Source organism: Shewanella waksmanii ATCC BAA-643 (assembly GCF_000518805.1).
Lineage (GTDB): Bacteria > Pseudomonadota > Gammaproteobacteria > Enterobacterales > Shewanellaceae > Shewanella > Shewanella waksmanii.
Genome location: NZ_JAEH01000047.1, coordinates 1 through 26,165, shown reverse-complemented (window position 1 = coordinate 26,165; position 26,165 = coordinate 1). Strand labels below are relative to the sequence as shown.

General features: G+C 46.4%; 23 protein-coding genes. 11 read left to right on the top strand and 12 right to left on the bottom strand.

All coding sequences use genetic code 11. The features are described from left to right. Nucleotide 1: 1 nt before the first annotated feature. The 8 genes from hypD to hyaA all read right to left on the bottom strand — a co-directional run bounded on the left by hypD (nt 2) and on the right by hyaA (nt 8,122). The gene (hypD, locus tag L865_RS0116345; protein ID WP_028774227.1) at nt 2-1,117 is read right to left on the bottom strand and encodes a hydrogenase formation protein HypD; all 1,116 of its coding nucleotides are present in this window, start codon (nt 1,115-1,117) and stop codon (nt 2-4) included. Next, nucleotides 1,110-1,364, bottom strand: a complete 255-nt coding sequence (locus L865_RS0116340; RefSeq protein ID WP_028774226.1) for a HypC/HybG/HupF family hydrogenase formation chaperone — start codon at nt 1,362-1,364, stop codon at nt 1,110-1,112. The genes hypD and L865_RS0116340 overlap by 8 nt, the downstream gene beginning before the upstream one ends. A gap of 2 nt (nt 1,365-1,366) precedes the next feature. After that, on the bottom strand, nt 1,367-2,191 hold the full coding sequence (gene hypB / locus L865_RS0116335) for a hydrogenase nickel incorporation protein HypB (protein WP_028774225.1): 825 nt from the start codon (nt 2,189-2,191) through the stop codon (nt 1,367-1,369). 108 nt (nt 2,192-2,299) lie between these two features. Next, nucleotides 2,300-4,036, bottom strand: coding sequence for a Kae1-like domain-containing protein (locus L865_RS0116330; protein WP_028774224.1), 1,737 nt, complete (start codon nt 4,034-4,036; stop codon nt 2,300-2,302). Then, the gene (locus L865_RS0116325) at nt 4,023-4,580 is read right to left on the bottom strand and encodes a HyaD/HybD family hydrogenase maturation endopeptidase (protein ID WP_028774223.1); all 558 of its coding nucleotides are present in this window, start codon (nt 4,578-4,580) and stop codon (nt 4,023-4,025) included. The genes L865_RS0116330 and L865_RS0116325 overlap by 14 nt, the downstream gene beginning before the upstream one ends. Nucleotides 4,581-4,592: 12 nt before the next feature. Then, nucleotides 4,593-5,264 carry a Ni/Fe-hydrogenase, b-type cytochrome subunit gene (cybH, locus tag L865_RS0116320; RefSeq protein ID WP_037471400.1) on the bottom strand — a complete coding sequence of 224 codons (672 nt, stop codon included), beginning with the start codon at nt 5,262-5,264 and terminating at the stop codon, nt 4,593-4,595. A gap of 10 nt (nt 5,265-5,274) precedes the next feature. Further along, nucleotides 5,275-6,981 (bottom strand): nickel-dependent hydrogenase large subunit, encoded by a 1,707-nt coding sequence (hyaB, locus tag L865_RS0116315; RefSeq protein WP_028774221.1) that lies wholly within the window; start codon nt 6,979-6,981, stop codon nt 5,275-5,277. A 4-nt stretch (nt 6,982-6,985) separates the two neighbouring features. Next, on the bottom strand, nt 6,986-8,122 hold the full coding sequence (hyaA, locus tag L865_RS0116310) for a nickel-dependent hydrogenase small subunit (protein WP_028774220.1): 1,137 nt from the start codon (nt 8,120-8,122) through the stop codon (nt 6,986-6,988). 373 nt (nt 8,123-8,495) lie between these two features. On the opposite strand from hyaA, the gene L865_RS0116305 reads away from it, so the two are divergent. The 10 genes from L865_RS0116305 (at nt 8,496) to L865_RS0116265 (ending at nt 20,350) form a co-directional block, all read left to right on the top strand. Further along, the gene (locus L865_RS0116305) at nt 8,496-8,912 is read left to right on the top strand and encodes a CBS domain-containing protein (RefSeq protein ID WP_028774219.1); all 417 of its coding nucleotides are present in this window, start codon (nt 8,496-8,498) and stop codon (nt 8,910-8,912) included. 117 nt (nt 8,913-9,029) lie between these two features. Next, complete coding sequence (gene hrpA / locus L865_RS0116300; protein ID WP_037471397.1) at nt 9,030-12,911, top strand: ATP-dependent RNA helicase HrpA; 3,882 nt, start codon at nt 9,030-9,032, stop codon at nt 12,909-12,911. 409 nt (nt 12,912-13,320) lie between these two features. Then, nucleotides 13,321-13,479, top strand: coding sequence for a periplasmic nitrate reductase, NapE protein (locus L865_RS0116295; protein ID WP_028774217.1), 159 nt, complete (start codon nt 13,321-13,323; stop codon nt 13,477-13,479). Between the two features lie 44 nt (nt 13,480-13,523). Continuing rightward, on the top strand, nt 13,524-13,781 hold the full coding sequence (locus L865_RS0116290; RefSeq protein WP_028774216.1) for a chaperone NapD: 258 nt from the start codon (nt 13,524-13,526) through the stop codon (nt 13,779-13,781). 2 nt (nt 13,782-13,783) lie between these two features. Beyond that, entirely contained in the window at nt 13,784-16,273 is a 2,490-nt protein-coding gene (napA, locus tag L865_RS0116285) for a nitrate reductase catalytic subunit NapA (RefSeq protein WP_037471408.1), read from the top strand. 11 nt (nt 16,274-16,284) lie between these two features. Next, entirely contained in the window at nt 16,285-16,764 is a 480-nt protein-coding gene (locus L865_RS0116280) for a nitrate reductase cytochrome c-type subunit (protein WP_028774214.1), read from the top strand. Between the two features lie 10 nt (nt 16,765-16,774). After that, entirely contained in the window at nt 16,775-17,362 is a 588-nt protein-coding gene (locus L865_RS0116275; RefSeq protein ID WP_028774213.1) for a cytochrome c3 family protein, read from the top strand. A gap of 257 nt (nt 17,363-17,619) precedes the next feature. Next, complete coding sequence (locus L865_RS25590; protein ID WP_157577627.1) at nt 17,620-17,757, top strand: hypothetical protein; 138 nt, start codon at nt 17,620-17,622, stop codon at nt 17,755-17,757. A 222-nt stretch (nt 17,758-17,979) separates the two neighbouring features. After that, the gene (locus L865_RS0116270; protein WP_245608453.1) at nt 17,980-19,629 is read left to right on the top strand and encodes an ABC transporter substrate-binding protein; all 1,650 of its coding nucleotides are present in this window, start codon (nt 17,980-17,982) and stop codon (nt 19,627-19,629) included. Next, nucleotides 19,616-20,350 carry a substrate-binding periplasmic protein gene (locus tag L865_RS0116265; protein ID WP_028774211.1) on the top strand — a complete coding sequence of 245 codons (735 nt, stop codon included), beginning with the start codon at nt 19,616-19,618 and terminating at the stop codon, nt 20,348-20,350. Before L865_RS0116270 ends, L865_RS0116265 begins: the two co-directional genes overlap by 14 nt. A gap of 89 nt (nt 20,351-20,439) precedes the next feature. Here the strand turns inward: L865_RS0116265 and L865_RS0116260 are convergent, their stop codons facing one another. The 3 genes from L865_RS0116260 to L865_RS0116250 form a co-directional block, all read right to left on the bottom strand. After that, the gene (locus L865_RS0116260) at nt 20,440-21,546 is read right to left on the bottom strand and encodes a PQQ-dependent sugar dehydrogenase (protein ID WP_037471394.1); all 1,107 of its coding nucleotides are present in this window, start codon (nt 21,544-21,546) and stop codon (nt 20,440-20,442) included. Between the two features lie 17 nt (nt 21,547-21,563). Further along, entirely contained in the window at nt 21,564-23,654 is a 2,091-nt protein-coding gene (locus tag L865_RS0116255; RefSeq protein ID WP_084632564.1) for a TonB-dependent receptor family protein, read from the bottom strand. A 243-nt stretch (nt 23,655-23,897) separates the two neighbouring features. Further along, on the bottom strand, nt 23,898-24,905 hold the full coding sequence (locus tag L865_RS0116250; protein ID WP_028774208.1) for a D-alanine--D-alanine ligase: 1,008 nt from the start codon (nt 24,903-24,905) through the stop codon (nt 23,898-23,900). Between the two features lie 367 nt (nt 24,906-25,272). Between L865_RS0116250 and L865_RS0116245 the strand changes: the two genes are divergently transcribed. Continuing rightward, nucleotides 25,273-25,686 carry a hypothetical protein gene (locus L865_RS0116245; RefSeq protein WP_028774207.1) on the top strand — a complete coding sequence of 138 codons (414 nt, stop codon included), beginning with the start codon at nt 25,273-25,275 and terminating at the stop codon, nt 25,684-25,686. Between the two features lie 148 nt (nt 25,687-25,834). Here the strand turns inward: L865_RS0116245 and L865_RS0116240 are convergent. Next, nucleotides 25,835-26,165, bottom strand: a 331-nt coding sequence (locus L865_RS0116240) for an IS3 family transposase (protein ID WP_028774206.1), incomplete at its 5' end; no start/stop codon positions are given.

Genomic DNA, 26,165 nt, shown 5'->3' with positions numbered 1-26,165 from the left:
GTTAGACTCCGTTATAACGGTAGTATGCGTTGCAAGCGCCCTCAGAGCTCACCATGCAGCTGCCTAAAGGGGTTTCTGGGGAGCAGCCGCGACCAAATACCTTACAATCTTTAGGCTTAGCTAACCCACGTAGAATATCGCCACATTGACAGGCTTTATGATCATCAATATCGGCTACAGATAACAGCGCCTGATAGACAACTTCTGCATCCAAATGGGCGTACTCAGATCTAAGCTGCAAGGCTGAGTCGGCTAACGGGCCAAGCCCGCGCCATCGAAAGCTGTCGCGTACGTGGAGGTATTTATCAATTAACGCTTGGGCGCTAAGGTTACCTTGCTCGGTGACGGCGCGGCTGTACTGTACATCCAGCTGGGCAATGCTATCGACTTTTTGCTGCACAATACGCAGTATTGATTCCATGACATCGACCGGTTCAAACCCAGACACCACCACAGGCGTTTGGTATTGCTCAACCGCAGGTCGATAAATCTTTGCGCCACTAATGACGCTCACATGGGCAGGACCAATAAAAGCATTAACCTTAGTTTGTGGGTCCGCCATGACCGCATCAATTGCCGGCGGCACCAACACGTGGTTGATGTGAAATAGCAGGTTGTCGATTTTCCTCGTAAGGCATTGCTCAATCAAAACCGCGGTCATTGGAGTGGACGTTTCAAAACCAATGGCGAAGAAGATCACCTGCTTATCTGGATTTTCTGCGGCAATTTCAAGTGTATCGAGTGGGTCATATATAGGGCGAATATCGCATCCTTGGGCGCGGTACTGCGCCAAGCTGCCTTTAGAACCAGGCACGCGGATCATATCGCCTAAGGTTACCAAAATTACATCGCTTTGCTGGGCTAATAGGGCGGCATGATCGATACGCTCTTTCGGCATGATGCACACCGGACAGCCTGGCCCATGAACAAACTCAATGTTAGCGGGTAACAGTTGGTTCAAACCATATTTCATGATGGTGTGGGTATGGCCGCCACACACTTCCATCACATAAAGTGGCTGACTAAGCTTTTTGGCGGCAGCCTCAATCTGTTTGGCCAATCGAGCGATGGTTTTTGGGTCTCGAAATCCCTGATATAAGTCTTTAAGTTCAATCATGCAGTGGTTGCTCCGCTTGATTTAACTTAGTGACGATTTCCCGGTACAAGGCTAAACTTTGCTCGGCATCTTTTGGATCAATTTTATTCATCACAAAACCAATATGGATCAGAACATAGTCGCCAATGGCCAGTGGCTCAGCCATCAAATGACTACTGACTTTGCGTTTTACGCCCATAGTCTCTACTGTGACTGCTTGTTCATTAGTATGCAATTCAACTACTTGAGATGGAATTGAAAGGCACATAGCTAGCTCCTACAATGCTCAGATAACCACTCGGCAAACCGGCGCATGCTGTGACTGTCTTTGACAGATAAGGTGATAACTTGCGCTTTCGGGTTAAGTTTCTTGACCTGCTCTGTGGCCGCTTCAATACTAAAATCGAAGTGAGGCAGTAGATCGGCTTTAGTGATTAGTACCACATCGGCTTTACGAAACATCACCGGGTACTTTTCAATTTTGTCGTCACCTTCGGGAACCGAAACCAGCACCACGTTAAAGTGGGTACCCACATCGTATGAAGCTGGGCAGACTAAATTGCCGACATTTTCCACAAAACAGATGTCAAGCGGGGCTAAATCCACATGATGCAGTGCACTATGAACCATAAAAGCATCAAGATGGCAGGCCGAACCGGTTTGAATTTGATAGGCATCGATGCCTTTCGCAACCAGTCTGTCGGCGTCTCTTGAGGTTTCTAAGTCACCCTCAATTACGGCATATTTTAACGGGGTATATTCTTGTAAGTGCTCTAGCAGCGTGGTTTTACCGCTACCAGGGCTACTCATAAGATTGAAGGCTGTTACCTGTTGGCTTTCGAAATGCTGGCGGTTGTGCGCCGCTTCATGATCGTTTTTATCAAGAATCTTATGAATGACGGACAAGGTTTTTTTATCATTCAGTTGGGGGTTAGCGTGTAGGTTGGCATCATTGTGTTCATGGCTATGCCCGTCGTGATGATGGTGCTCATGGCTGTGGCCGTCGTGATGATGATGCTCATGGCTGTGGCCGGCGTTATGATGGTGCCCATGGCTGTGAGGCCGGGTAATTGAGCAGCCGCAATCTTTACACATAGTCAAACTCCGTTTCCCTATCAGTTAACTTACTATGACCTAGCGGCACAGGTGCCGCTTTGATGCGGGTCATTTTTAGGTCAATTGATATTGGATAAATCAATATGGTTATAGGCGTCTTTTATTAAGCCTTAGTGCGCCAACAGCATAGTTATTGCCTTCAAGCTCTAACATCTGGTTCGTGATTAGCTTGAAATTTTTACCTACTCTCAATTGCACTCGCTGGGCTAGCATGCTGTTTTGCCAATCGTTACCAGTAATGGCTACGTGTTTGACACCCACATTTTGATCTAAGTGCTCAATCCAGTTCGCTAAATAGTCGGCAAAAGAGTCATGGATACCAAAGGCCAATTTTTGTTGGCTATTTGGGGTGTCATCGGCCAACCGAAAACTGATCAAACTGCCTAGCATACGACACCAGTTTAGACTGCGGTGCGCTTCGCCTCGGGTGAGCGAAAAATCTACCCGAGGAGCATTGGGACCGCGATGACTTAAGGCGGCTGCAATCAATGCGTCACTTAAGGTTGTACTGTCGAGTGTGTCGGTCTCTAGGCCCAAAATAACCGCTGATACGGCCAGTAAGCTGCTAAAACTATTGCGCTTAGCGGTTAGTTTTAGGTCGAGTAAACGCAAGTAGTCATGGGGGAATTGTTGCTTAAACTTGTGCAATACCGTTTGTTGAGGGCTTTGCTCTAACTGATGGTAAATCTCATAGCCTGACAGGGGCAGCTCCGGCAGCGCAAAAAACAATTGTGACTGCTTTTTACTGTCTAAGGTGTGGATCTGTCCGCCGTAATCGCGACTAAAAAATACTTGGGCGGCATTTTTATCAATCTGATGTTCCAGTAGCACACTATTAAACGCACAGCGTGCCATCTCCTCATCATTGAGCTTTAATGAAGCTATGGTCGTTGCTCGGGCCACTTGATAACAATCGTGTTGATGTTTGGCGAGGTAATTTTTGCCAGCAGGCAGTGCAATACAGGCTTGGTCATGTAAAGGTTTGAGTTTACTGCAAACTTCAGTACTGTGGCTGGCGTTTTGATTAACTTCTACCCAATGGTTATCGATAAAAGCCATGGCCTCGGGCCGCTGCTTGTCATCAATAAATACCCAATCTAGACCTTGCTGTCTTAGCATTTCGGTAATGATCACTAACAGACGATCGCTGGCAAAACACAGATCATAAAGCGGCTGTTTAAGCTGGGGGTGTGCATCGATTGGGCGCGCCGTAATATAGGGTTTTTCTATGCTCGACAAAGCCAACACTTGGCGTTCACTTAAATGAAACTGCGCGTTAATGGTGTTGGGGTTGCAAACCAGCAGTGCAGGGCGGTTATCGCTGTGAATAGGGCGCATCGACAGACTAAGCTGCTCAGTTAATGCGATTTGCCCGTTGGTGATCAGTTGTTTACTTATCGCGGCTAAATCATCCGTCGTCATTGCCAGTAGGTGATCTGCTAGCTGCTGCTCACCATGGCAGTGTGTGCAAACAAGACCTATTTGGCCAAACTCGGCATGTTGGTTGTCGCCAAACCTCGGCATACAATGCTCACAAAATGGCATTTCAGCTGCTGGGGAAGGTATTGCAGTCTGGCTTCCTTCACGTTGCTCAATTAGCGCAATGCTAGAGTCCTGTAACCAGACCGACATAAGGAAATGTGTCGCAATGTCATCAGCAAGCTGTTCAAGGCACTGCTGCTCGCCACTGGCTTCAATAACATAACGATTGCAATCCACATTGATGGTGATATCGAGCTGCGGATAATCTAAATACTGGTTACACAAATAGGCGTATAGCGGCACTGGCCGCGAGCAGACAAATTCGAATTTAACGATGTTCATCAGCGGTAACTCCGCGTTTATAGGAACTGGGGATCAGTGAATCGATACTGACTTGATTCACGCGCTCATTGTCAAAGCCCAATGCGGTTAGGTGATTGAGTAGTGTTTGCTCCATGAGCGGGACGGCATTTGCTACCCGCTCTGTTAAGCCCAAAGTCATTGGCTCTAATACTGTGGGTGTACAGCCTAGTACATAGGTTTTGGGGCGATCGCCCACCAGTTCCATCATCATGAGTGTTTGCAGCATTTCGACTTCATGGGCGCTGCCTTGCCAGTCTATCTCGCTAGGGGCTTTGTCGAAGTCAAAAAAATAGACTTCACCAGGTTCAACACCGTGAGCATTGACCGTGTCGACGACAATCAGATAATCATACTGGCAGATCATGGGAATTAACCCTTGGGCAAGGGTACCGCCATCCATCATGGTGAGTTGGTGCTCTGGATGACGAAAACGATAATTTTCATTGAGGTAATTAACAAAATGTACGCCGATACCTTCATCGGCGTACAAGACATTACCAATACCAAGTAACAGTATTTTCATGTTGACCTTAAATCAGTGCTTTTTCGGGTGGTAGTCATAACCAGACACAATCGAATCAACCGAGTTGTGTTTGAATCGAATACCGGTCCAAACTGCCATATACACATGCACTACAACAAAGATGATGAACACCCACGTGAAGTAATGGTGCCAAAGCCTAACTTGCGCTAAGCCACCCATCTGTGCAGTAAGCCAGGCGGCGCTATCCCATAACATGCCACCAAGACCGAGGTGATATACATTGGCATAAAGCACCAATCCTGTAATGCAGATCAGCGCGGCAATGACTGAAATCGCAAAGTAGGTCACGAACTGCAGTGGACCATAGACGCCTTTTTTGTCTAAATGTCCCATCCATAAATAGGACTTCAGTTGTGTGATCCAACTGTTAACGTTGGTGACGTCCTTAAATGAGCGACGTTCAATATCACTTTTACTGAAAAAGAACAGATAGGCACGAGCCAAGGTAATAGCGCAAAGCAAAAAGCCAAACACTAAATGGGCAAAGCGGATCCATCCTTGTACCAGCACATCTGAACTGCTTGGCGCGACCAAAAATGGCCAAGCAATGTAGAAGCCTGTTACAACGAGAACCAATATGGCCAGAGCGCGCAGCCAGTGGAAAATCCGTATCGCCGCGCTAAAAATAAAGGCTCTCTCATAGGGTACATGTTGTGTATCCATGAGTTACTCCTTAACTATTGCCGTTAGGGTCAATTCGAAACTCACTCAGTGACTGACCTTGATAATCCATCACGTGTACAGAACAGGCCATACAAGGGTCAAATGAGTGAATAATACGAATGACTTCGAGCGGTTTGGTTGGGTCTTCAAGTTTGAGTCCGACCAATGACGCTTCATAGGGACCCACTTTGCCGGCGGCATCAACCGGGCCAGCATTCCACGTGGTAGGTACCACAGCTTGATAGTTCTCTACCACGCCATTTTTGATACGGATCCAGTGGCTTAGCATACCCCGCGGTGCTTCAATCATGGCGTGACCGACATATTCGCGGCTAGGGTCCAAATCTGGGGTGACATAGGTACTGTCATCAACTTGAATATTGGTGAGCAGCGCATCAAAGGTTTTTAAGCCTTCCTCGGCCACAATGACGGTTTGTAGCATCCGCGCCGCGGTGCGGCCTAATGTGGTAAACAGGGCGGCTACCGGCAAACCCGTCACAGATAGCAGCTCATTAACGGAGTCGACCACCACTTTGTTGCCTCTGGCATAGCTCACTAGCAAACTCGCTAATGGACCCACTTCCACAGGCTCACCATTGTAGCGCGGTGATTTAACCCAAGAGTACTTGCCATCACCGTCAAGGGTGGGCAGTTTGCCATATACGGTATCGCGTTCCACAAAGCCGGTGTAATTGGGCACAGTGGTACCATCATAAGGATGCTGTGGCCCTTCGGCGTCGTACCAAGCATGGCTGACATCTTCTTTAATGAACTCAGGATTTAGGTCGCTCACACCGGCTAAGTCGCCGTTCATGATGACGCCTTGATCGAACATGTATTGACCGTCAGCAAGAATGAAGTCGTTAGTGGCCAAGAAGTTACTTACATTGACACCACCTAACACGCTCGGTTCAGTGCCAAAGGCTTCTGCTGCCATGACAATATCGGCTTTATAAGCGCGATGTATAAAGTCAGTAACAATGGCATGCTTTTGCTTCCACTCTTGCAATCTTGCAGGGCTGAGCATATCGCGTACAGAGGTGACACCGCCGACAACCAGTGATTGTGGGTGCGGTGACTTACCACCAAATATCGCCAGCATCTCTGCGGCTATGCGCTGTACTTCTAAGGCTTTTAGGTAATGGGACAGGGCAATCAGGTTTTGCTCTGGGGTGAACTTATAAGTGCCATTGCCCCAATAAGCATTGGCAAATGGGCCGAGTTTACCGGTTTCCACAAAGCCTTTAACTCGCTCTTGCACTGCACGCAGCTCACCTTCACCAGCGGCGATGGGTTTGTCACTGTACTGCATAGCAACTTGCGCCGCCTTGGCTGGATCGGCACTTAATGCGGACACTACATCGACCCAATCTAAGCCATGTAGATGGTAGAAGTGCACAATGTGGTCGTGCATATACAGGGATGTTTGCATTAACGATCTGAGGTATTTGGCATTCAGTGGAATATCAATACCGAGTGCATTCTCCACCGCTTCTGTACCGCAGCGGTAATGGGAGTAGGTACATACCCCACAAATACGCTGCACGATTAATCCCACATCCATGGGGGTACGGCCTTTAAGAATGACCTCAATACCGCGCCATAATGTAGAGGAAGACCAAGCTTTTTGAATGACATTGTTGTCATCCACTTCCACTTCAATGCGCAAATGGCCTTCAATTCGGGTAATAGGATCGATTACGACTCGTTTGCTCATTGACTTAGCTCTCCTCTGATTTTGCAAAAACGCTGGCAACAGCATGGGCACCAATACCGATAGCGGTGGCACCTAAAATGACAGCACCTATAGTGTCTGCGGTGGCATCAAGTCCATGAAGCAGTTGTCGTCCTAATGGTTTTTCAAAGTCAGCCATATCATCCCAGAAATTTGGCTCCGAGCAGCCCATACATCCATGGCCGGCTAGTACTGGCCAACTGGTGTGATGATTAAAGCGCTCGGTAGGGCAGTTGTTATAGGTGTAAGGGCCTTTGCAACCGACCTTGTAAAGGCAGTAACCCTCTTTAGCACCGTGGTCGCCAAAGGTTTCAACAAACTCACCGGCATCAAAGCGGCCACGACGTTCACAATTGTCATGCACTCTGGCACCGTAGGCCCATTTAGGGCGATTAAACATATCTAAAGCGGGGAGTTTGCCAAACATGATGAAGTACATCAGTGTACCAACGATATTCTTTTCGCTGGGTGGGCAGCCACCGAGGTTGATGACAGTTTTGTTGACTACCTCAGCAACTCCTTTAGCACCGGTTGGGTTGGGCGCCGCGGCTTGTACCCCCCCAAATGCTGCGCAAGTACCCACGGAGATGATGGCCGCAGCCCCATCGGCAGCATGTTTCACAATATCTAGGCCGGTATGGCCTTTACAGCCAACGGTCAGGAAAGCGCCATTGTTGGCGGTAGGAATGGCGCCTTCTACTGTTAGTAGATAGTTGCCTTTGTAAGCTTCCATTGCATGCTCAAGATTTTCTTCAGCTTGCCAGCCTGAAGCGGCCATTAACGTTTCGTGGTATTCCAGTGATACGTGATCAAAAATCAAAGTATCGAGGTTAGGCGTATCAGCGCGCACTAATGACTCAGAACAACCGGTACATTCAGCCATGTGTAACCAAATCAGCGGAACGCGGTCTGCTAGTTCAGCAGCTTCGGCAACTAAGGTACTAAAAGGGAGGGGGAGTGCGAGCATGCTTGTGACCGCAGCACTCCATTTCATAAAGTCACGACGTGAAATGCCATGCTGTTTCATTTTATCTTTCAGCGAATCGACATGGCGTGGTTTCAAGCTACGCAGTTTCGCCAGGCGTGCTTGTCCCTGTTGGTATAGGGCTGCATGTGTGTCCATGGTTAAACCTTTGTTATAGTAATGATCGGATTTTGTTTTACTGCTCCACGGTTTAAAGTTTAAGCTCCAAGTTATGGCGAATTATTGACGTATATCAAGCTTTACAATGCTTGTGATGTTGCGCGGAATCTAACCACTATCAACATGAGCTAGATCATAGTTTTTTGAACGGTTGAGACAAAATGTCGCAAATGTAGAGTAAAAGTTGCTTGAGATCACAGTTTTAAGGCAGGCTTTAATTGGTCTAAACAACGAACATCGATTAGGGTAATCGGATAAACTCTGTAGCAAGTGTTAAATTTTGGTTTACACTCAAAGTGAAGCGGTTAAATAAATAAAGGCCTTTTATTTGAGGTCATTGGGAGGTGTTGCTATGGATTCTATTAAAGTTGCTGAACATATGGATCGTCATCCGGTGTTGCTAGAGGCAAACATGAGTCTCGCTACTGCGGTAGATAATCTGCTAAAAAATAAGAAACTCGGCGCGCCAGTTATCGACAATAGCGGCCAATTGGTCGGCTTTTTATCCCAACAAGATTGTTTAGCCGTTATGCTCAAAAGTAGTTATCACTGTGACTTAGTGGCTAACGTAAGCGACTGCATGAAATCAGAGGTATTAACGGTCACGACCGATGACAACGTGTTGCAACTGGCTGAACAAATGTTGCAAAACAAACCGAAGATCTATCCGGTTTTAGACAATAACAAAGTGGTCGGTACCATTGATCGCACCGCGGTACTGCAGGCCATCAATGTGTCGATGCAAGAGTGCTATTTGGCGCCAGTGTAATCTGCTTGGTTATAAAATTAGCTAATTGCCGTAGCACTTGCTAGCTGAGCTAATTTCTCGTATCAAAAATCGCCGTTCCTTGGTAGGATCGGCGTTTTCGTTTTTAATATCTGGGAAATGGATTTGAGTTCGCAACAGCATCCCCTCTCTAAAGCATTCTTAGCAACCTGTTACCAAGCTGATGCCTCCCGTATTCGACGTCGTTTATTTCGCCTCAATAAAGAGCCGGAGTCAGCTGAAAAAACAGCGACCTTAGCCAAGTTAGCTGAGCAAGCTGAGCGCGCGGCACAAAAGGCCGAGTTACGCCGCCAGAATCGTCCGACTATCAGTTACCCTGAGGCGCTGCCTATCTCGCAAAAGCGTGATGAGATTGCAGCGGCCATTGCCGCCAATCAAGTGGTGATTATTGCCGGTGAGACGGGATCAGGTAAAACCACCCAATTGCCTAAGATTTGTTTAGAACTTGGGCTTGGGTGTCGTGGACTTATTGGTCATACGCAGCCTCGACGCTTGGCGGCCCGCAGTGTGGCTACGCGCGTAGCAGAAGAATTGAATTCGCCCCTTGGTGAAGCGGTGGGCTTTAAGGTGCGTTTTGCCGATGCCATTAAGCCTGAGTCCTACGTCAAGCTGATGACCGACGGTATTTTGCTGGCGGAGTTAACCTCAGATAAATTTCTCGACCAATACGACACCATCATTATTGATGAAGCCCATGAGCGTAGCTTAAATATCGACTTTATCTTGGGCTATCTAAAAAATGTGCTTAAGAAGCGTCCTGATTTAAAAGTCATTATTACTTCGGCAACCATTGATTTAGACCGATTCTCTAAACATTTTAATAATGCACCTGTGATTGAGGTTTCCGGGCGAACCTATCCGGTAGAAACCCGCTATCGTCCGCTGCTGCGTGAAGAAGATGAAGATCTGGATCTTACCGAAGGTATTTTTGCTGCCGTTGAAGAGTTGATGCAAGCCGGCCCCGGTGACATTTTGATCTTTATGAACGGGGAGCGCGAGATCCGTGATGTTGCCGATCAACTCAATAAGCAGCAGTATCGTGATACTGAAGTTCTGCCGTTGTATGCAAGGTTATCTTATGGTGAGCAGTCGAAAGTGTTTAAGTCTCACCGAGGCCGGCGCATTGTGTTAGCCACCAACGTGGCAGAAACGTCATTGACTGTACCGGGGATCCGTTATGTTATCGATCCCGGTACCGCCAGGATCAGCCGTTATAGCTACCGCACTAAAGTGCAACGACTTCCCATTGAACCAGTGTCGCAAGCAAGCGCTAATCAGCGCCAAGGGCGTTGTGGTCGTGTAGGTCCGGGGATCTGTATTAGGCTGTACGATGAAGATGATTTTAATAATCGTCCTGCATTTACCGATCCAGAGATACTACGTACCAACTTGGCATCGGTTATTTTGCAGATGCTGTCTATCGGCTTAGGCGACATTGCGGCGTTTCCATTTATTCAGCCGCCGGATCAGCGCTATATCAAAGATGGCTTTTTGCTACTTGAAGAGCTGCAATCAGTACAACAGCGCAAAGGTCGCTTACAACTCACGCCTATGGGGCGCCAGTTAGCGAGTATTCCGGTCGATCCACGTTTAGCCCGTATGGTGGTGCAAGCCAATGAATACGGTTGCTTACATGAAGTACTGGTTATTGTGGCGGGCTTGTCGATTCAAGATCCCCGCGAACGTCCAATGGACAAGAAACAAGCCAGCGATGAGTCCCATAAACGATTTGTTGATAAAAACTCGGACTTTTTGTCGTGGGTTAACCTGTGGGATCATATTAAAGCTAGCCAGAAGCAGCACAGTGCCAGTCAATTCCGCAAGATGTGTAAGCGTGAGTTTTTAGCGTATTTGCGCGTCAGAGAGTGGCAAGATCTCTATATGCAGCTAAAACAAGCGGTGCACGATCTTAAATGGAAGCTCAATAGCGAACCGGCCGACTATGAATTGCTGCATAAATCCCTGCTAACGGGCTTGCTGAGCCACATTGGTTTTAAAGATAAAGACAATGAATACCTCGGTGCCCGTAATCGACACTTCTTTGTATTTCCAGGATCGCCACTGGCGCGAAAAGGTCCTAAGTGGATTATGGCGGCAGAGTTGACCGAAACCTCACGCCTGTTTGCCCGTTGTTGTGCCAAAATCCAGCCTGAATGGATAGAACCCATGGCGCAGCATCTGGTGAAGCACAACTACTTTGAGCCTCATTTTGAGGCGAAACAGGGCAGTGTGGTCGCGCTGGAAAATCAGGTTTTGTATGGATTAACCATCGTTAATCGTCGTCGAGTGCAATATGGGCCTGTCAATGCGGTTGAAGCCAGAGAGATTTTTATTCGCAGTGCGCTCGCAGATGGCGAACTGCGTACCAATGAAGCGTTTTTTGTTAACAATCGCAAGCTGGTAGAAGATATTGAGGCGCTAGAACATAAGTCGCGTCGCCGCGATATCTTAGTTGATGAACAAGCGCTGGTGGATTTTTATGAGCCGCGGATCCCCGAGGGGATCTACAACGCGCCTAAGTTATTAAAGTGGTGGAAGCAGGCTAAACGTAAGCAACCTGATTTGCTTGATTTCAAACGCGAAAGCCTAATGCAGCGCGGCGATGAGCATATCTCTGCGCTGGACTTTCCCGACAACTGGCATCAAGGCAATTTAGTGTTGCCCATAAGCTATCACTTTGAACCCGGTAGCGAAGATGATGGCGTGTCGGTACATTTGCCGGTGGCATTATTAAATCAGGTTGATAACCAGGGATTTGATTGGCTGGTACCTGGGTTACGCGAAGAAAAGTGCGTGGCGCTAATTAAATCTTTGCCAAAAACCTTAAGGCGTAACTTTGTCCCCGCGCCAGACTACGCGAAAGCCTGTCTACAGGCGATGAACGATCAAAGTGTGCCAATGCTTGAGGCGATGTGCAAGCAGTTGCTGCGTATGAGCGGCGTGCGGGTACAAGCTGAAGATTTTGATGTGGCGCAATTGACGCAACATCTTAAAATCAACTTCAAAGTGGAGAATGATAAAGGCAAACTGGCGGCGCAATCGCGAGATTTAGACAGCCTTAAAGATTCGCTACAAGGGCAGGTGACTCAGGCAATACGTAAGGTCGCCAAAAGCGGTATCGAGCAAGAAGATATTATAGAGTGGAGCTTTGGTGAGTTACCTAAGCAATATGAGCAGCGCAAAGGGAATTTTGAAGTCAAAGCCTATCCGGCGTTGGTGGATAATAATACTAGCGTGTCGATCAAGCTGTTTGACGACCATAATGAAGCCGACCGAGTCCATCGTGCCGGTTTACAACGCTTGTTATTGCTAAACATTCCCTCTCCGGTTAAGCACTTGCAGCAATCGTTGCCCAATAAAGCCAAACTGGCGATGTATTTCAATCCATTCGGCCAAATTAACATCCTGATTGATGATATCTTGTCCGCGGCGGTGCAGCAGTTACTCGATGAAAAACAGCTAGATGTGCGCAACGAGCAACAGTTTGTTGCTGCAAAAGATTGGGTACGTCAGGAGCTTAATCCTACCGCGGCCAAGATTGCGTTAAAAGTAGAAGCAATTTTGACTCTATATCAAAAGGTTAAAAAACGCCTTAAAGGCAAAATTAGTCTCGATATTGCCTTTGCGATGAGTGATATTCAAACTCAGCTTGATAACTTGGTATTTAAGGGCTTTGTTGAGGCCTGTGGTTGGCAGCGGCTTGATGATCTAAGTCGTTACCTTAAAGCGATTGATACTCGCCTAGACAAGCTGCCTATCGATCCAAATCGTGACCGGTTACACATGCACAGTATCAGTAACGTACAAACTTTACTTGATAACCAACTCGCTAAAATTCCGCGTACTGCCACAGTGCCTGATGCGTTGTTAGAAGCCCGTTGGATGATAGAAGAGTATCGGGTATCGTGTTTTGCGCAAGTGTTGGGCACCGCTTATCCGATTTCTGAGAAACGCATTATCAACCGCATTAACGAAGTCTAAGTCGTAACTCTAGTCTCTCGCGTACCTCCTTTTGGGAGGTACGCAAAAATCTCTCTCTACCTCTAAGGGTATATTTTCCCTCTATTCACTTGTCTGTTGTCCGAAAAACCACCTATATTGGTTAATAAATTAGTACATTATGAATAGCTAAATAATTAATCTTGTTTAGTTCTTAATCGGAATACACACCTTAAATGGGTGATCTAGCTAATAATCATCTGAAAAGCATGATCTGGATCAACCGAGTATTAGGATTACCGATTTTGAGGTATACATAATGTTAACAAACCATTGATATCATATTGTCACAGGATAAGTCTTAGCGAATTGCTTGATTTATAAGCGCTAAGACTCTCACAGAATTTACCAAGAAAACATTGAAACAATTGCTCGACTCGCTGGAGGATGCATGAGTTCAACATCAAACGAAGAGAAAAGTCTGGAGTTAAAAATATTTATATTTTTAACGGTTTTTCTTGCGCCACTGCTGTCGGCACTACTGGTTTCGGCCTTGGGATTTGCAATTTGGTTTAGCCAAATCCTAACTGGACCACCTGGTGTCGGATAACAAAGATAATTAATTAAAAAATTAATAATTAGAGTAAATACATAATGAGCAATGAACTTCACGTAACCAGTCTTGTGGTGCAAGTCCAACCTGAGCAGATGGCTGAGGTAAGACAAACCATCATGAAAATGGAAAAAGCCGATTTATCCGTGAACAACGAAGTCAAATTGGTAGTGGTGCTCGAAGGCAGCAGTCAAAAAGAGTTAATGGATGGGATTGAAACCATTAATCGCTTACCTGGCGTGCTTTCAGCAGCAATGGTTTATCACCAAAGTGAAGTGCTTGAAGAGGGTGAAATATGAAGATGAACAGACGTGAGTTTATGAAGGCCAATGCAGCAATGACCGCTGCATCGGTGGCGGGCTTAGCGCTTCCTGCGACAGCAAGCAACCTAATCACAAGCTCTGAAGAAACAAAACTTGAGTGGAACAAAGCGCCTTGTCGTTTTTGCGGTACCGGTTGTTCAGTGATTGTGGCCACTCGCGATGGTAAAGTTGTCGCGACTCACGGTGATGCCGAAAGTGAGGTCAATAAAGGCCTTAACTGTATTAAAGGCTACTTCCTATCAAAAATTATGTACGGTAAAGACCGTCTACAAACCCCCATGCTACGTATGACCGATGGTAAATACGACAAGCACGGCGAATTTACTCCAATCACATGGGATCAAGCATTTGATACCATGGCTGATAAGTTTAAGAAAACCATTAAAGCTAAAGGTCCAACGGCCATTGGTATGTTTGGTTCAGGCCAATGGACTGTGTGGGAAGGCTATGCTGCTTCAAAATTAATGAAAGCAGGTTTTGGCTCAAACAACATTGACCCTAACGCGCGTCACTGTATGGCGTCTGCAGTGGGTGGCTTCATGCGTACCTTTGGTATTGATGAGCCCATGGGCTGTTACGACGATATGGAAGCGGCAGATGCGTTCGTATTGTGGGGCTCGAACATGGCTGAGATGCATCCGATTCTTTGGACCCGTGTCACCGACCGTCGTTTAAGTGCACCGCATGTTAAAGTTAACGTGCTATCGACCTTTGAACATCGCTCATTTGACCTTGCCGACTCCGGTATGGTGTTTACGCCAAACACTGACTTGGCCATTCTCAATTACATCGCTAACTACATTATTGCTAACGATAAAGTGAATTGGGACTTTGTAAATAAACACGTTAATTTCCGCCGCGGCGAGACCGATATTGGTTATGGTTTACGTCCAACGCATCCATTGCAGAAGAAAGCTAAGCACGTTGATACTGCGGGCAAATCATACCCAATGGAGTTTGAAGAGTTTAAGAAATTTGTTGCCGATTACGATGTTGAATCGGTGAGTAAATTATCCGGTGTACCAGAAGATAAACTGATTGCACTAGCGGAAACTTACGCCAACCCTGACACCAAAGTGACTTCATTCTGGACTATGGGTGTTAACCAGCATACCCGTGGTGTTTGGTGTAACAACCTGATTTATAACATTCACTTGCTTACCGGTAAGATCTCAACTCCGGGCAACAGTCCGTTTTCACTGACGGGCCAACCCTCAGCGTGTGGTACTGCACGTGAAGTTGGTACCTTCTCGCACCGTTTACCTGCGGACATGGTGGTAGCGAATCCTAAGCACAGAAAGATCGCCCAAGATATCTGGCGTATTCCTGAAGGCATCATCCCACCAAAACCCGGCTACCACGCGGTAGAGCAAAACCGCCGATTGAAAGATGGTGATATCAATGCCTATTGGGTGCAAGTAAACAACAACATGCAAGCTGCACCTAACATGAATGAAGAGGGCTTACCGGGTTACCGTAACCCAGACAACTTCATTGTGGTATCTGATGCCTATCCAACGGTAACGACGCAAGCTGCTGACTTGATCTTACCGACAGCGATGTGGGTAGAAAAAGAAGGGGCTTACGGTAACGCTGAACGTCGTACTCAGTTCTGGCATCAAATGGTGAAAGCACCGGGCGAGTCTAAGTCTGACTTATGGCAGTTAATGGAGTTCTCTAAGCGTTTCACAACTGACGAAGTATGGCCAAAAGATGTATTGGCGGCTAATCCGCAATACAAGGGTAAAACCTTGTTTGAAGTGTTGTACGAAAATGGCAACGTCAATAAGTTCCCACTAGAACAAGCCGACCCTAAATACCTCAATGACGAAGCTAAGCACTTTGGTTTCTACATTCAAAAAGGTCTGTTTGAAGAGTACGCCCAGTTTGGTCGCGGACACGGTCATGACTTAGCTGACTTTGACACTTACCACGAAGTACATGGTCTGCGCTGGCCTGTGGTTGACGGTAAAGAAACCAAATGGCGTTACAGAGAAGGTGCAGATCCGTATGTGAAACCAGGTAAAGGTTTCGAGTTTTATGGTAAGTCAGATGGCCGCGCGATTATTTTTGCACTGCCATATGAAGCGCCGCCCGAGTCGCCAGATGAAGAATACGATATGTGGCTATCGACTGGTCGCGTATTGGAACACTGGCATTCAGGTTCTATGACCCAGCGCGTACCAGAACTATATAAAGCTTTCCCTGATGCAGTGTGCTTCATGCATCCAGAAGATGCCAAGAAACGTGGCCTGCGCCGCGGTGATGAAGTGAAAGTGATTTCAAGACGGGGTGAGATCAAAACCCGTATTGAAACCCGCGGTCGTAACAAGCCGCCAGTTGGCTTGGTCTTTGTGCCTTGGTTTGACGCCAGTCAGTTAATTAACAAAGTGACCTTGGATGCAACGGATCCACTGTCTAAACAGACTGACTTTAAGAAGTGCGCCATCAAAGTGGTTAAGGCATAAGGGGAATGACTATGAATATCGCTAAGCTAGTTTCACTGACTGCTGTGATTGGTTTAAGCCTAACTACAGCCTTTATCGCCCAAGCGGAAAGTGTTTCTGATGAAAAGATCGCTACTTTAAGGCTGGCTCCGTTAGATGTTGAACCTACGCCACCTGTGATGCAAAAAGTGCTCAATACTGACATCAAGCAGGTACGTAACTATCCTATGCAGCCACCGGTTATCCCGCATAAGATTGATGGGTATCAGGTAGATTTAAAGGTTAACAAGTGTATGTCGTGCCATGCGCGTAAGCGTACAGGAGAGTCTCAAGCGCCTATGGTGAGTGTGACTCACTACATGGACAGAGAAAATAACTTCCTGGCGGATCTGTCACCACGTCGTTACTTCTGTACCCAATGCCATGTACCGCAATTGGATGCGAAAGAGTTAGTGGGTAACGATTTTGTCGACATTGACCACTTAATTAAAGTGAAAGCCAAGCAGCACTAGGAGTTAACCTATGTTAGATAAGTTAAAAAAGATCTGGCAGGTCCTAAGAAAGCCCAGTGTGCATTACAGTTTAGGCTTTCTGACGTTAGGTGGGTTTGTGGCAGGGGTTATTTTCTGGGGTGGATTTAACACCGCCTTAGAAGTGACTAACCAAGAAGCCTTCTGTATTGGTTGCCATGAAATGGAAAATAATGTGTATGAAGAGTTGAAAACAACGATTCACTTTACTAACCGCAGTGGTGTCCGTGCAACTTGCCCAGACTGTCACGTTCCACACAATTGGACTGATAAGATTGCACGTAAGATGCAGGCATCAAAAGAGGTGTGGGGTAAAGTCTTTGGTACCATTAACACCAGAGAGAAGTTTGAAGCTAAGCGCCGTGAACTGGCTGAGCATGAGTGGGATAGGCTCAAAGCCAACGACTCACTAGAGTGCCGCAACTGCCACAACTTCGACTACATGGACTTTACTCGTCAATCGACTCGCGCAGCGAAGATGCATTCAACTTCATTGGCGAGCGGTGAAAAGACCTGTATTGATTGCCACAAAGGTATTGCTCACCAATTACCTGACATGGCAGGAGTCGAAGGCTTCTAAGCCCAAACGCTCAACCACTATCTCCAAACCCGCGCCGATGCTCTCCACATCGGCGCTTTTTATTACCTGATCCCAGTGCGATTCCTCTCAACTTGTACCTTAGTCTAATGGGCTGTTTAACTGAATATTTGCTTGAGTCACAGCGAGATAAACCAGCCGCTTGTGTTTTATACCAATCAGTATAAGAATTTGATCTACTCAGCGCGCTTTTGGCAAACTAATTCAAGGCGAATAACTGAAACAATGGTTGCTCCCTTGTGAGGTTATTCAACGCAGAAGTAGGCAGCCTAAAACGCGCCAGAATGGCGAGTTTTAGCGATTCTGATGCTGTGTTAACAAGCTTAACCGTAGAGCAACTATGCTCTTCACTCGTTGCCTTGCCTCAGAACCGCTAAACTCTCGCTGAGTGACTAAATGTTTATACTGATTGGTATTAGTAGCGTGTTTTTGCTGCTGGTCAAAAAAACACCTTGTAGGTAAACATTAGTGCTGGCGTAAGCCGTTGTTTTATACCATAGTTAGCTAATGCTCTATATTTGTGTTGCCATGTTCGAGGGAGCGAATTGCAGACAAGAAAACTCAGTAAGTACCTGCTTGCTATCTTAGGCTATTTCAGTATGTATTCGACTTGCTATAGCGATATTGCAAGTGCGCAGTGGTGGCTGAAAAATGAACTGACACCGTCAACCCTATCTTATCCGCAACAACTTGAAGAAATGCAATGGTTTATCGATGCTGCTAAACCCTATCAGGGGCTGCAAATTCGTGTGGTATCTGAACGCATTGCGACCCATCAATATGAAGCTACCGTATTAGCTAAAGCGTTTTATGAGATAACAGGCATTCATGTGGTGCACGAGCTAACCGGTGAAGATGATGTGATTAAGAAACTGTCTGCGCAAATTATGACAGGACAAAACCTTTATGATGCTTACGTAAATGACAGTGATTTAATTGGTACTCATTTTCGCTCAGGTAATGTGGTGGCGTTATCTGATTTTATTCAGAACCAAGGCAAATCAGTTACCTTACCTAGCTTAGATTTAGCCGACTTTATTGGCTTACAGTTTACCACCGCGCCGGATGGCAAATTATACCAATTACCCGATCAACAATTTGCCAATCTATACTGGTATCGCCATGACTGGTTTAGCAATGTACAGTTTCGCACTGAGTTCAAGCGCCTTTATGGCTATGAACTGGGCGTACCGCAAAACTGGCAAGCCTACGAAGATATTGCCGAGTTTTTTTCGGTCCATGTTCGCCGCATAGACGGTCGTAAAGTCTATGGTCATATGGACTATGCTAAAACGGATCCGTCTCTGGGCTGGCGCATGTCTGATGCGTGGTTGTCGATGGCGGGTGTGGGTGACAAAGGCTTGCCCAACGGGCTGCCAGTAGATGAGTGGGGCATTAGAGTAGAGCAGTGTAAACCTGTAGGTGCCAGTGTCAGTCGTGGTGGGGCGCTTAATGGGCCTGCTGCCGTATATGCAATAGATAAATACGTTGATTGGCTTAATCGGTTTGCACCGACTGAATCGAAGCAGCTGAATTTTACCCAAGCAGGAGAGTGGCCGGGTAAAGGCGTGATTGCCCAGCAAATCTTTTGGTATACCGCGTTTGTGGCGGACTTAAGCCAGCCAGGCTTACCGGTAGTGAATAGTGACGGCACGCCGAAGTGGCGAGTGGCTCCTTCACCTGTGGGAAAATATTGGCAGAGCGGCATGAAATCGGGTTATCAAGACACGGGCGCATGGACATTACTTAACAACACCCCGATAGATCGGCAAAAAGCCGCTTGGTTGTATGCCCAATTTGTGGTGTCTAAAACGGTCTCTTTAAAGAAAACCTTGGTAGGCCTAACGCCAATCCGCCGCTCAGATATCGACTCTGAGGCTATGACTCAGCAAGCGCCTTATTTGGGAGGCTTGGTTGAATTCTACCGCAGCCGTGGCCGTGACGTTTGGACACCCACGGGCACCAATGTGCCAGACTATCCTCATTTAGCCAATTATTGGTGGCGGCATATTTCGCAAATTGTTGAAGGCAAAATTACCACTCAACATGGGCTCGATGCATTTGCCGCTGATGTCGACAAGCACCTGCTTGCGTTAAGCCAGCACCCTCATCCCTGTAGTCCCAAATTAAACCCAGAAAAATCTGCGGATTATTGGTTAGCACAACCTGGAGCACCCAAAAATAAAATAACCAGTGCAGAGAAAGGTCGCACTTTACCTTATCAAGAGGCCATCAATGTTTGGCGTTAACCGCCATTGGGCGACGCGGCTTATCGCGGCCTGTGGCTTGCTGAGCTGTTTTGCAGTGCATGGGGCAGATATAGAGCTTTACACCTACGAAGTAGCACCTTTTGCAGTGTATGAAAATGGTAAGCCCAGTGGTTTGCTGATTGAGGTATTAGATGAGCTATTTAAACGCAGTGACTTAAGTTATCAAATACAGTTTGTGCCGTTAAAACGGGCGATGATCACTGTGCAGCGCCAAGCGCATAAATGTGTATTACCCGTTGCTCGTAGTCAGGAGCGAGAGGTGCAATTTCAATGGATAAGTCCGGTATTAATCACCCGATTTGGCTTATATAGCAAACCCGAGCAATCGTTTCCGCTGACAACGTTAATTGATGCTAAGCCCTATCGAATTGGCAGCTTTTTGGGCAGTGGTATTGGTGAGTATTTAGCTAACCTAGGCTTTACCGTTGAGTTAAGTAGTACCACCCAGCAAAATTTTGCCAAGTTAAATCGCGACCGTATCGATTTATGGGCCGCAGAATTAATTAGTGCCAAACATATCGCCCAGGCCAACGGCGTGTCGCTGGAGCCACAATTGGTGTTTTACACCGCGTTAGGGGCAATGGCCTGCAATCAAAATATGCCACAAGCGCAGATCCAGTTATTACAAACCCAGCTTAATATGATGTATCAGGACGGCTTTATGGGTAGGCTTTATCACAGTTACGGTGTTGATATTTAGACTCGTTTTAATCGGTTTATATAATGCAGAAATATAAAAGGCAGCCATAGAGCTGCCTTTTTTTGTGCCGTGTTATTGCTGGTTATCTGCTATTGGGCGCTAGCGGCCTGAGGTTGTATTTTAAATACCCCACGACCATCAATACCAATATAAAGATAGCCGTCTTGGCCTTGATGTAAGCTACGTACGCGGCCAAGGTTTTGCATTAAATCTTGTTGCGAGGCGATGTTATCACCATCAAGGCTAACACTAATTAGCTTGGCAAATTTTAATGAACCTATAAGCAGCTGATTGGCGAGCTCGGGATAGCGCTCACTGGTGACAAATACCATTGCCGATGGCGCAATGGATGGCACCCAGTAGGTAATTGGCTGCGCCATGCCATCTTTTTCGGTTAAATCAGTGAAGCTCGTACCGCTGTAGTTAACTCCATAGCTGATCACTGGCCAGCCGTAGTTAGTGCCTTTTTTGATGATGTTAAGCTCATCGCCGCCTTTAGGGCCGTGTTCATGGGCCCAAATGGCTTGGGTATGGGGGTTAAGCGCCATGCCCTGTGGGTTACGATGGCCGTAACTGTAGATGGCAGTTTTGGCGCCTTTGGTATCAACAAACGGATTGTCTGCCGGTACCGTGCCGTCATCGTTTAGGCGATAAATTTTGCCCGAGTCGCGACTAATATCTTGCGGGTTCACATCACGCTGGCCACGATCACCAATTGAAAAATACAGGTAGCCTTGTTTATCAAACGCAATACGGCTGCCATAGTGCACCGCACCGCTGGCATAAGCGTCTGCCATATAGAGAATTTGAGTTTGGCTTAAGCTTAACGCATCACCTTGCTGCTTAAGCTTCGCGCGCATTATCGCGGTGTTAGATGCATCTTCAGTACCTGCACTGTAGCTGATATATACCCAGCCATTTTGCGCATATTGAGGATGCAATACTACATCAAGTAATCCACCTTGACGCTGAACCACAATATTAGGCAAGCCGCTTACTGAAGTTGATTTTCCTTTAGCATCGACGTGATATAGCGCGCCTTGGCGATCGGTGATCAGTAGGGCGTTATCCGGTAACTGTGTGATCCCCCAAGGAATGGTGATCTGCTCGTTAATCGGTTCAAGTTCATAGTTGGCTGCATGAAGCGGCAGACTTAATGCTAAATAAGTGACAGCACTAATAAGCACTCTAAACATGATGGTAATTCCTTTAATTATAGTGTGGCAGCAAGGGTAAACATAAACAGTCTTTCTGGCCCAGGCTCGTAATAACGACCGCCAAAGGCGTTGATTCTTATATTGTCATCATAGTATTGATTAAACAGGTTGTTGACCGTTAATGATAAAGATACTGACAGCGGCGCTAGTTCAAACGCTTGGCTAATTCCCGCATTGGTCAGCCAATAGCTCGGCGCTGACTCGGTATTACTGTTGTTGGTGTACCGTTGTCCAACATAAAGCAGTTCAAGGTTGAATGAAAGGTCGTTATCATTTTGATACACCAACTGACTTGCACCTTTATGGCGAGCGACGCCGGGTTGAGTTTTACCACTGTAATCTCCTTGTGGCGTATCAAATTGATCGTAACTAAAGTCAGAAAAACTGTACTGATTAAGCCAGGAAAAATCACCGCCTAGCCCATGCTCAGTGCTAACCTCTACGCCTTGGCGAGTCGCAGCGCCGGCATTGCGGTAGTAGGTGATCTCGTCATTGCTGTCGGTATTAAAGTAAGGGGTGATGGCATCGGTGATATCAATATAAAACAAGGCGATGTCATAGTTATGTTCCTCAAACAAGCTGCCTCTTAACCCAAGCTCGTAGTTAACCGCAGTCTCTGCCTCTAAATCAGGGTTAAAGCCACCGGCGAGGGAGCTGATACCAACGTTGGGGTTGGCTAGCTCTGTTGTGGTCGGAATTTGAAACGACTGACTCACCGTTGCGTACGCTACTGTTGATGCGTCTATTTGGTAACTGCTACCAATATTGGCGCTGCTGTTATCCCAATTGCGGTGCCCAGATTGGTCGCCATCTTGCAAATACTGATCGTTAACTTCAACTCGATTATGCTCATACCGTAAGCCTAAATCGATAAGCCAGTTTTGACTGGGCTGAGCGGATATTTGTGCATACAAGGCACTAGAGTCGATAAGTTCTTGTTGCGCGAGTGCTAAGTTGCCGCGCACGCCACCTTCAAGGTTATCAAATCGTCGACGCTCATCGTCTTGGTACTGTATATTTGCCCCCAACAACACTTGGCTGTTGTAGTGGCTCAGCCAGTTGGTGGTGGCATATTGCACATTAGCGCCGTAAAACTGCCGTGCTAGTTCAACTTGGCCACCAGACTCAAACGGCAGGCGGTTATCAAAGTCTTTATCAAAATAGTAAAACTGGCCATTTAACTGGCTACTGTCGGCAAACTGATACCGACTAGCGAGGGTATGCTTTTGCTGTTTAACAGATTCACCTGCTTGATAGATGACATTACGATCTCGCGCCGCTTCTGGGGTGGCCTCCGCTTGTTCGCGGGTTAAGCCGCCAGCATCTTGTGCAGTTGGGCTGTCGATGTACTGACTGTTAAAACGCAGTAACCATTGCGGCATCACTTGCCAATCAAGGTGGCCATTTATCGCGCTTTTTTCATACTCGCTATGTTCTCGATAGCCTTGCTTGTGAGTTTGACTTGCACTCACGCCAACATTAACCGTGTCAAAATGCTTATTGGCGTATAAGTAGGCTTGTTCGGTATCAAAGGAGCCCTTGGTTAGCTTAAGCGCGACTTTATCGGCATCAGGCACCTTAGTGTGGATTTTTATCACACCGCCAGCACTGTTGCCATAAAGTGCCGATTGTGGGCCTCGGAGTACTTCGATGCTGCTGAGGTTTTGTAGTTCAAGTCCATCTAATTGGCTTTGACCATCGGGTAGGGTGTGGGGCACATCATCAACCAATATCTGAATACCACGAATACCAAAGCTGGATTGAGCGCCGAAGCCTCGAATAGAAATCCGCTCATCTTGGGAAAAGTTTTGACTGGCTTGTACATACACACTGGGAAGCTTATTGAGGTATTCGCTTAAGGTGAGTGGCGCAGCTATCAAGTTGAGCTGGGCTTCATCGAGATAGCTATAGGCCTTTGGTTGCTGATTTGCGCTATAAGGCAAGGCCTCACCAAAAACGCTAATGCGCTCATCGATTTGCGCTTGTGTGGCAGAGGTATCAGCCAGCGCCGTAATAGGCAATAACGCCATGAACATACCGAAGCTACGCTGCGGACGATAATTTACTGATGATAGCCATCTCAACACAAGATTAACCCATTGGTAACATATTAATGGCTTAGCATTATGCCGAGCTGAAAGTTAAGTTCAATGGCTAATACTGTAACAGCTTATGTAATGGTGATAACGGAGAGAATTGGCAGAGCGTACTAAACGTATAAACAGCTGCAAACGGATCACTTATCGTGTTGTTATGTCAGAAATGAGCGTGATATTAGCACAATAATAGGCCATCAGGGCATTGGCATGCCCTGATAATTTAGTGTGCGCTTATTTCGATTTTATACCCGCTTGAATCGCTTGGTCGAGGTAGTTGGCAAAACTGTCACCGTGGTTGGCCAACATCTTTGGAAACATGGAAATAGGCGTTAGCCCTGGGAAGGTATTAATTTCATTTAGCAAAATTTCGCCTTCGTCAGTTAAGAAAAAATCAATGCGGGACAAATGCCGCAGTTTCATGCCTTCAAAAACTTTGATCGCATATTCACGAATACTCTCGCTAACGTGCTGTGGCACATCGGCTACCACCTCTGTGGTGGCCTGACTGTTAGCGGCATACTTTTCATCAAAGGTGTAAAAGTTATTTGATGAGCAAATGACCTCGCCAGGCACGGTCGCTACGGTTTTACCATCAAGCTGGTAAACGGCCACCTCTAACTCACGAGCGCGGATGGTTTTCTCCACCACCACATAGGGTGAATACTGAAACGCTTGGCGCAAGGTATCTGCGACTTGCTCCGCACTGTCAACTCGGTAACAACCTACCGATGAGCCTTGTGAGGCCGCTTTTACAAATACCGACCCCCACTCAGCTAATGCCTGTTGGGTGGTATCTATGGCGCTCTGATTAAGTTCACTTAAAAAGCGATAAGGGGTGTTAGGAATGCCTAAGGCGCTAAACCACATCTTGGCGGTAATTTTATTAAAACAGTTACGTGAGCTTTCAGAGTCACAGCCAAAGTAGGGCAGGTTAATCAATTCAAAAAATGATTGAATATCGCCGGTTTCACCCGGGTAACCATGAATACAAGGAATGGCATAATCTACCGGCCAGTTTTCCCGTTTAGCATGGGTATAGCGAACTTCGCGGCTACTAGTGATCTCGCAGCGTTCACCGTTTTCGGTGTGATACTGACCCTGTGCATTTAACTCAACTTTGAGTACGTTAACATGCGGTAAAGTCTGTAATGTCGACTCGAAATATTTGGCTGACATCAGCGAAATATCATGTTCATCGGCGCCACCACCACATATCAATAGCAGATTGGTTTGGATCATTATTACTCCATCTTTAGGGTCAATAGGCTAGCGTGTTAACTATGCCTTACCGATAAGATTATGCAACCGCATAATGGTGAGATTATGACGAGATAAGGGTTAACTGCAGATTTTATCTCCAGTGCTAAGGGCTTGGGGCTAAGGGCTCGTAGCTGTTAGTAGGAAACGGCTGTGGTTTAGTGCTGGTATAAAAATCAAAGGTGCTTGTTCAGTTTTGCGGCAGGTATAAAAGTTAAAACTAAAGGAGTTAGGGAATTAGTCACTTTACATCAATAGGTTACATTGATATGTTGAGCGTAAATTAACATTAAAGCAGGGATTTATCCGAGGCGCAGGATAATAAGCTGCTAAATTACGAAGGAGTAGAGTGAATACTGGAAATGCGGTTATGACATGGGTAGAGATAGTGAGATATGAAGAATTGTCAGAGCAAATCCAGCAAGATTACCCAGTTTATGGTGATTACTATCATTTGTTTGAGGATATTGCTCGAGTTAAAAAACTTAGCAGCAGAGTTTTAGGTATTAGCGGGATTTTGCCTGTTAAGAACCCTAGGGCGGTTACTAAAATGAACTTTATAAGTGTAAGCAGTAATAAGACAAAGTACGCAGCCCTTAAAGAAGTTCAATCGGTTTTTGGTACGTTTTATCTCGAGTCTGGAGTTTTTCCTAATATTCAAGTTTTACCCAAGGAGTTTTTGGTACACCCTAAAAACTTTGCTCCAAATGTTTATCGTAGGCTGCGTGAAAGAGGAACTTTGCTTTATGGCTCTAAAAGATAGATATCAGCAGATAGCTAAACGTTCACTCACCGCAGCGAATGACACACGAAAAAGGCAAGAGAAGTCTGGTTTTCACTCATATCATGCATTCGAATCAATTGGTTGTGCATTGATCGAACATGTTAGGGGTTGGTAAGCCCCTAGTTATCTAGACACTTTCTAGTTTCTCAAAATACTGCTTTTCGAACTTCATTGGTGACAGTCCGTTATTACTACCATGATGGCGCACTGGATTATAGAAATATTCGATATAGTTAAATATTTCTGAGCGTGCTTCATCTCTGGTTTTGTAGACTTTTCGCTTAACTCTATCCTTCTTTAGGAGTGAGAAAAAACTCTCTGCAACAGCGTTATCATGGCAGTTCCCTCTGCGGCTCATACTTGCTTCAAGGTTGTGTTCTTTAAGAAAACTACGCCAATCTGAACAGGTATATTGCACACCTTGATCGGAATGTATTAGCACTTTTTCGGTCGGAGAC

Bases quoted from the DNA above. Each gene is read 5' to 3' on its own strand.
- L865_RS0116295 (WP_028774217.1), top strand. From the start codon at position 13,321: ATGAGTTCAACATCAAACGAAGAGAAAAGTCTGGAGTTAAAAATATTT.
- hyaA (WP_028774220.1), bottom strand. From the start codon at position 8,122: ATGGACACACATGCAGCCCTATACCAACAGGGACAAGCACGCCTGGCG.
- hyaB (WP_028774221.1), bottom strand. From the start codon at position 6,981: ATGAGCAAACGAGTCGTAATCGATCCTATTACCCGAATTGAAGGCCAT.
- hypB (WP_028774225.1), bottom strand. From the start codon at position 2,191: ATGTGTAAAGATTGCGGCTGCTCAATTACCCGGCCTCACAGCCATGGG.
- L865_RS0116305 (WP_028774219.1), top strand. From the start codon at position 8,496: ATGGATTCTATTAAAGTTGCTGAACATATGGATCGTCATCCGGTGTTG.
- napA (WP_037471408.1), top strand. From the start codon at position 13,784: ATGAACAGACGTGAGTTTATGAAGGCCAATGCAGCAATGACCGCTGCA.
- L865_RS0116275 (WP_028774213.1), top strand. From the start codon at position 16,775: ATGTTAGATAAGTTAAAAAAGATCTGGCAGGTCCTAAGAAAGCCCAGT.
- hypD (WP_028774227.1), bottom strand. From the start codon at position 1,117: ATGATTGAACTTAAAGACTTATATCAGGGATTTCGAGACCCAAAAACC.
- L865_RS0116265 (WP_028774211.1), top strand. From the start codon at position 19,616: ATGTTTGGCGTTAACCGCCATTGGGCGACGCGGCTTATCGCGGCCTGT.
- L865_RS0116250 (WP_028774208.1), bottom strand. From the start codon at position 24,905: ATGATCCAAACCAATCTGCTATTGATATGTGGTGGTGGCGCCGATGAA.
- L865_RS0116340 (WP_028774226.1), bottom strand. From the start codon at position 1,364: ATGTGCCTTTCAATTCCATCTCAAGTAGTTGAATTGCATACTAATGAA.
- hrpA (WP_037471397.1), top strand. From the start codon at position 9,030: ATGGATTTGAGTTCGCAACAGCATCCCCTCTCTAAAGCATTCTTAGCA.
- L865_RS0116280 (WP_028774214.1), top strand. From the start codon at position 16,285: ATGAATATCGCTAAGCTAGTTTCACTGACTGCTGTGATTGGTTTAAGC.
- L865_RS0116290 (WP_028774216.1), top strand. From the start codon at position 13,524: ATGAGCAATGAACTTCACGTAACCAGTCTTGTGGTGCAAGTCCAACCT.
- cybH (WP_037471400.1), bottom strand. From the start codon at position 5,264: ATGGATACACAACATGTACCCTATGAGAGAGCCTTTATTTTTAGCGCG.
- L865_RS0116325 (WP_028774223.1), bottom strand. From the start codon at position 4,580: ATGAAAATACTGTTACTTGGTATTGGTAATGTCTTGTACGCCGATGAA.
- L865_RS0116330 (WP_028774224.1), bottom strand. From the start codon at position 4,036: ATGAACATCGTTAAATTCGAATTTGTCTGCTCGCGGCCAGTGCCGCTA.
- L865_RS0116270 (WP_245608453.1), top strand. From the start codon at position 17,980: ATGTATTCGACTTGCTATAGCGATATTGCAAGTGCGCAGTGGTGGCTG.
- L865_RS0116260 (WP_037471394.1), bottom strand. From the start codon at position 21,546: ATGTTTAGAGTGCTTATTAGTGCTGTCACTTATTTAGCATTAAGTCTG.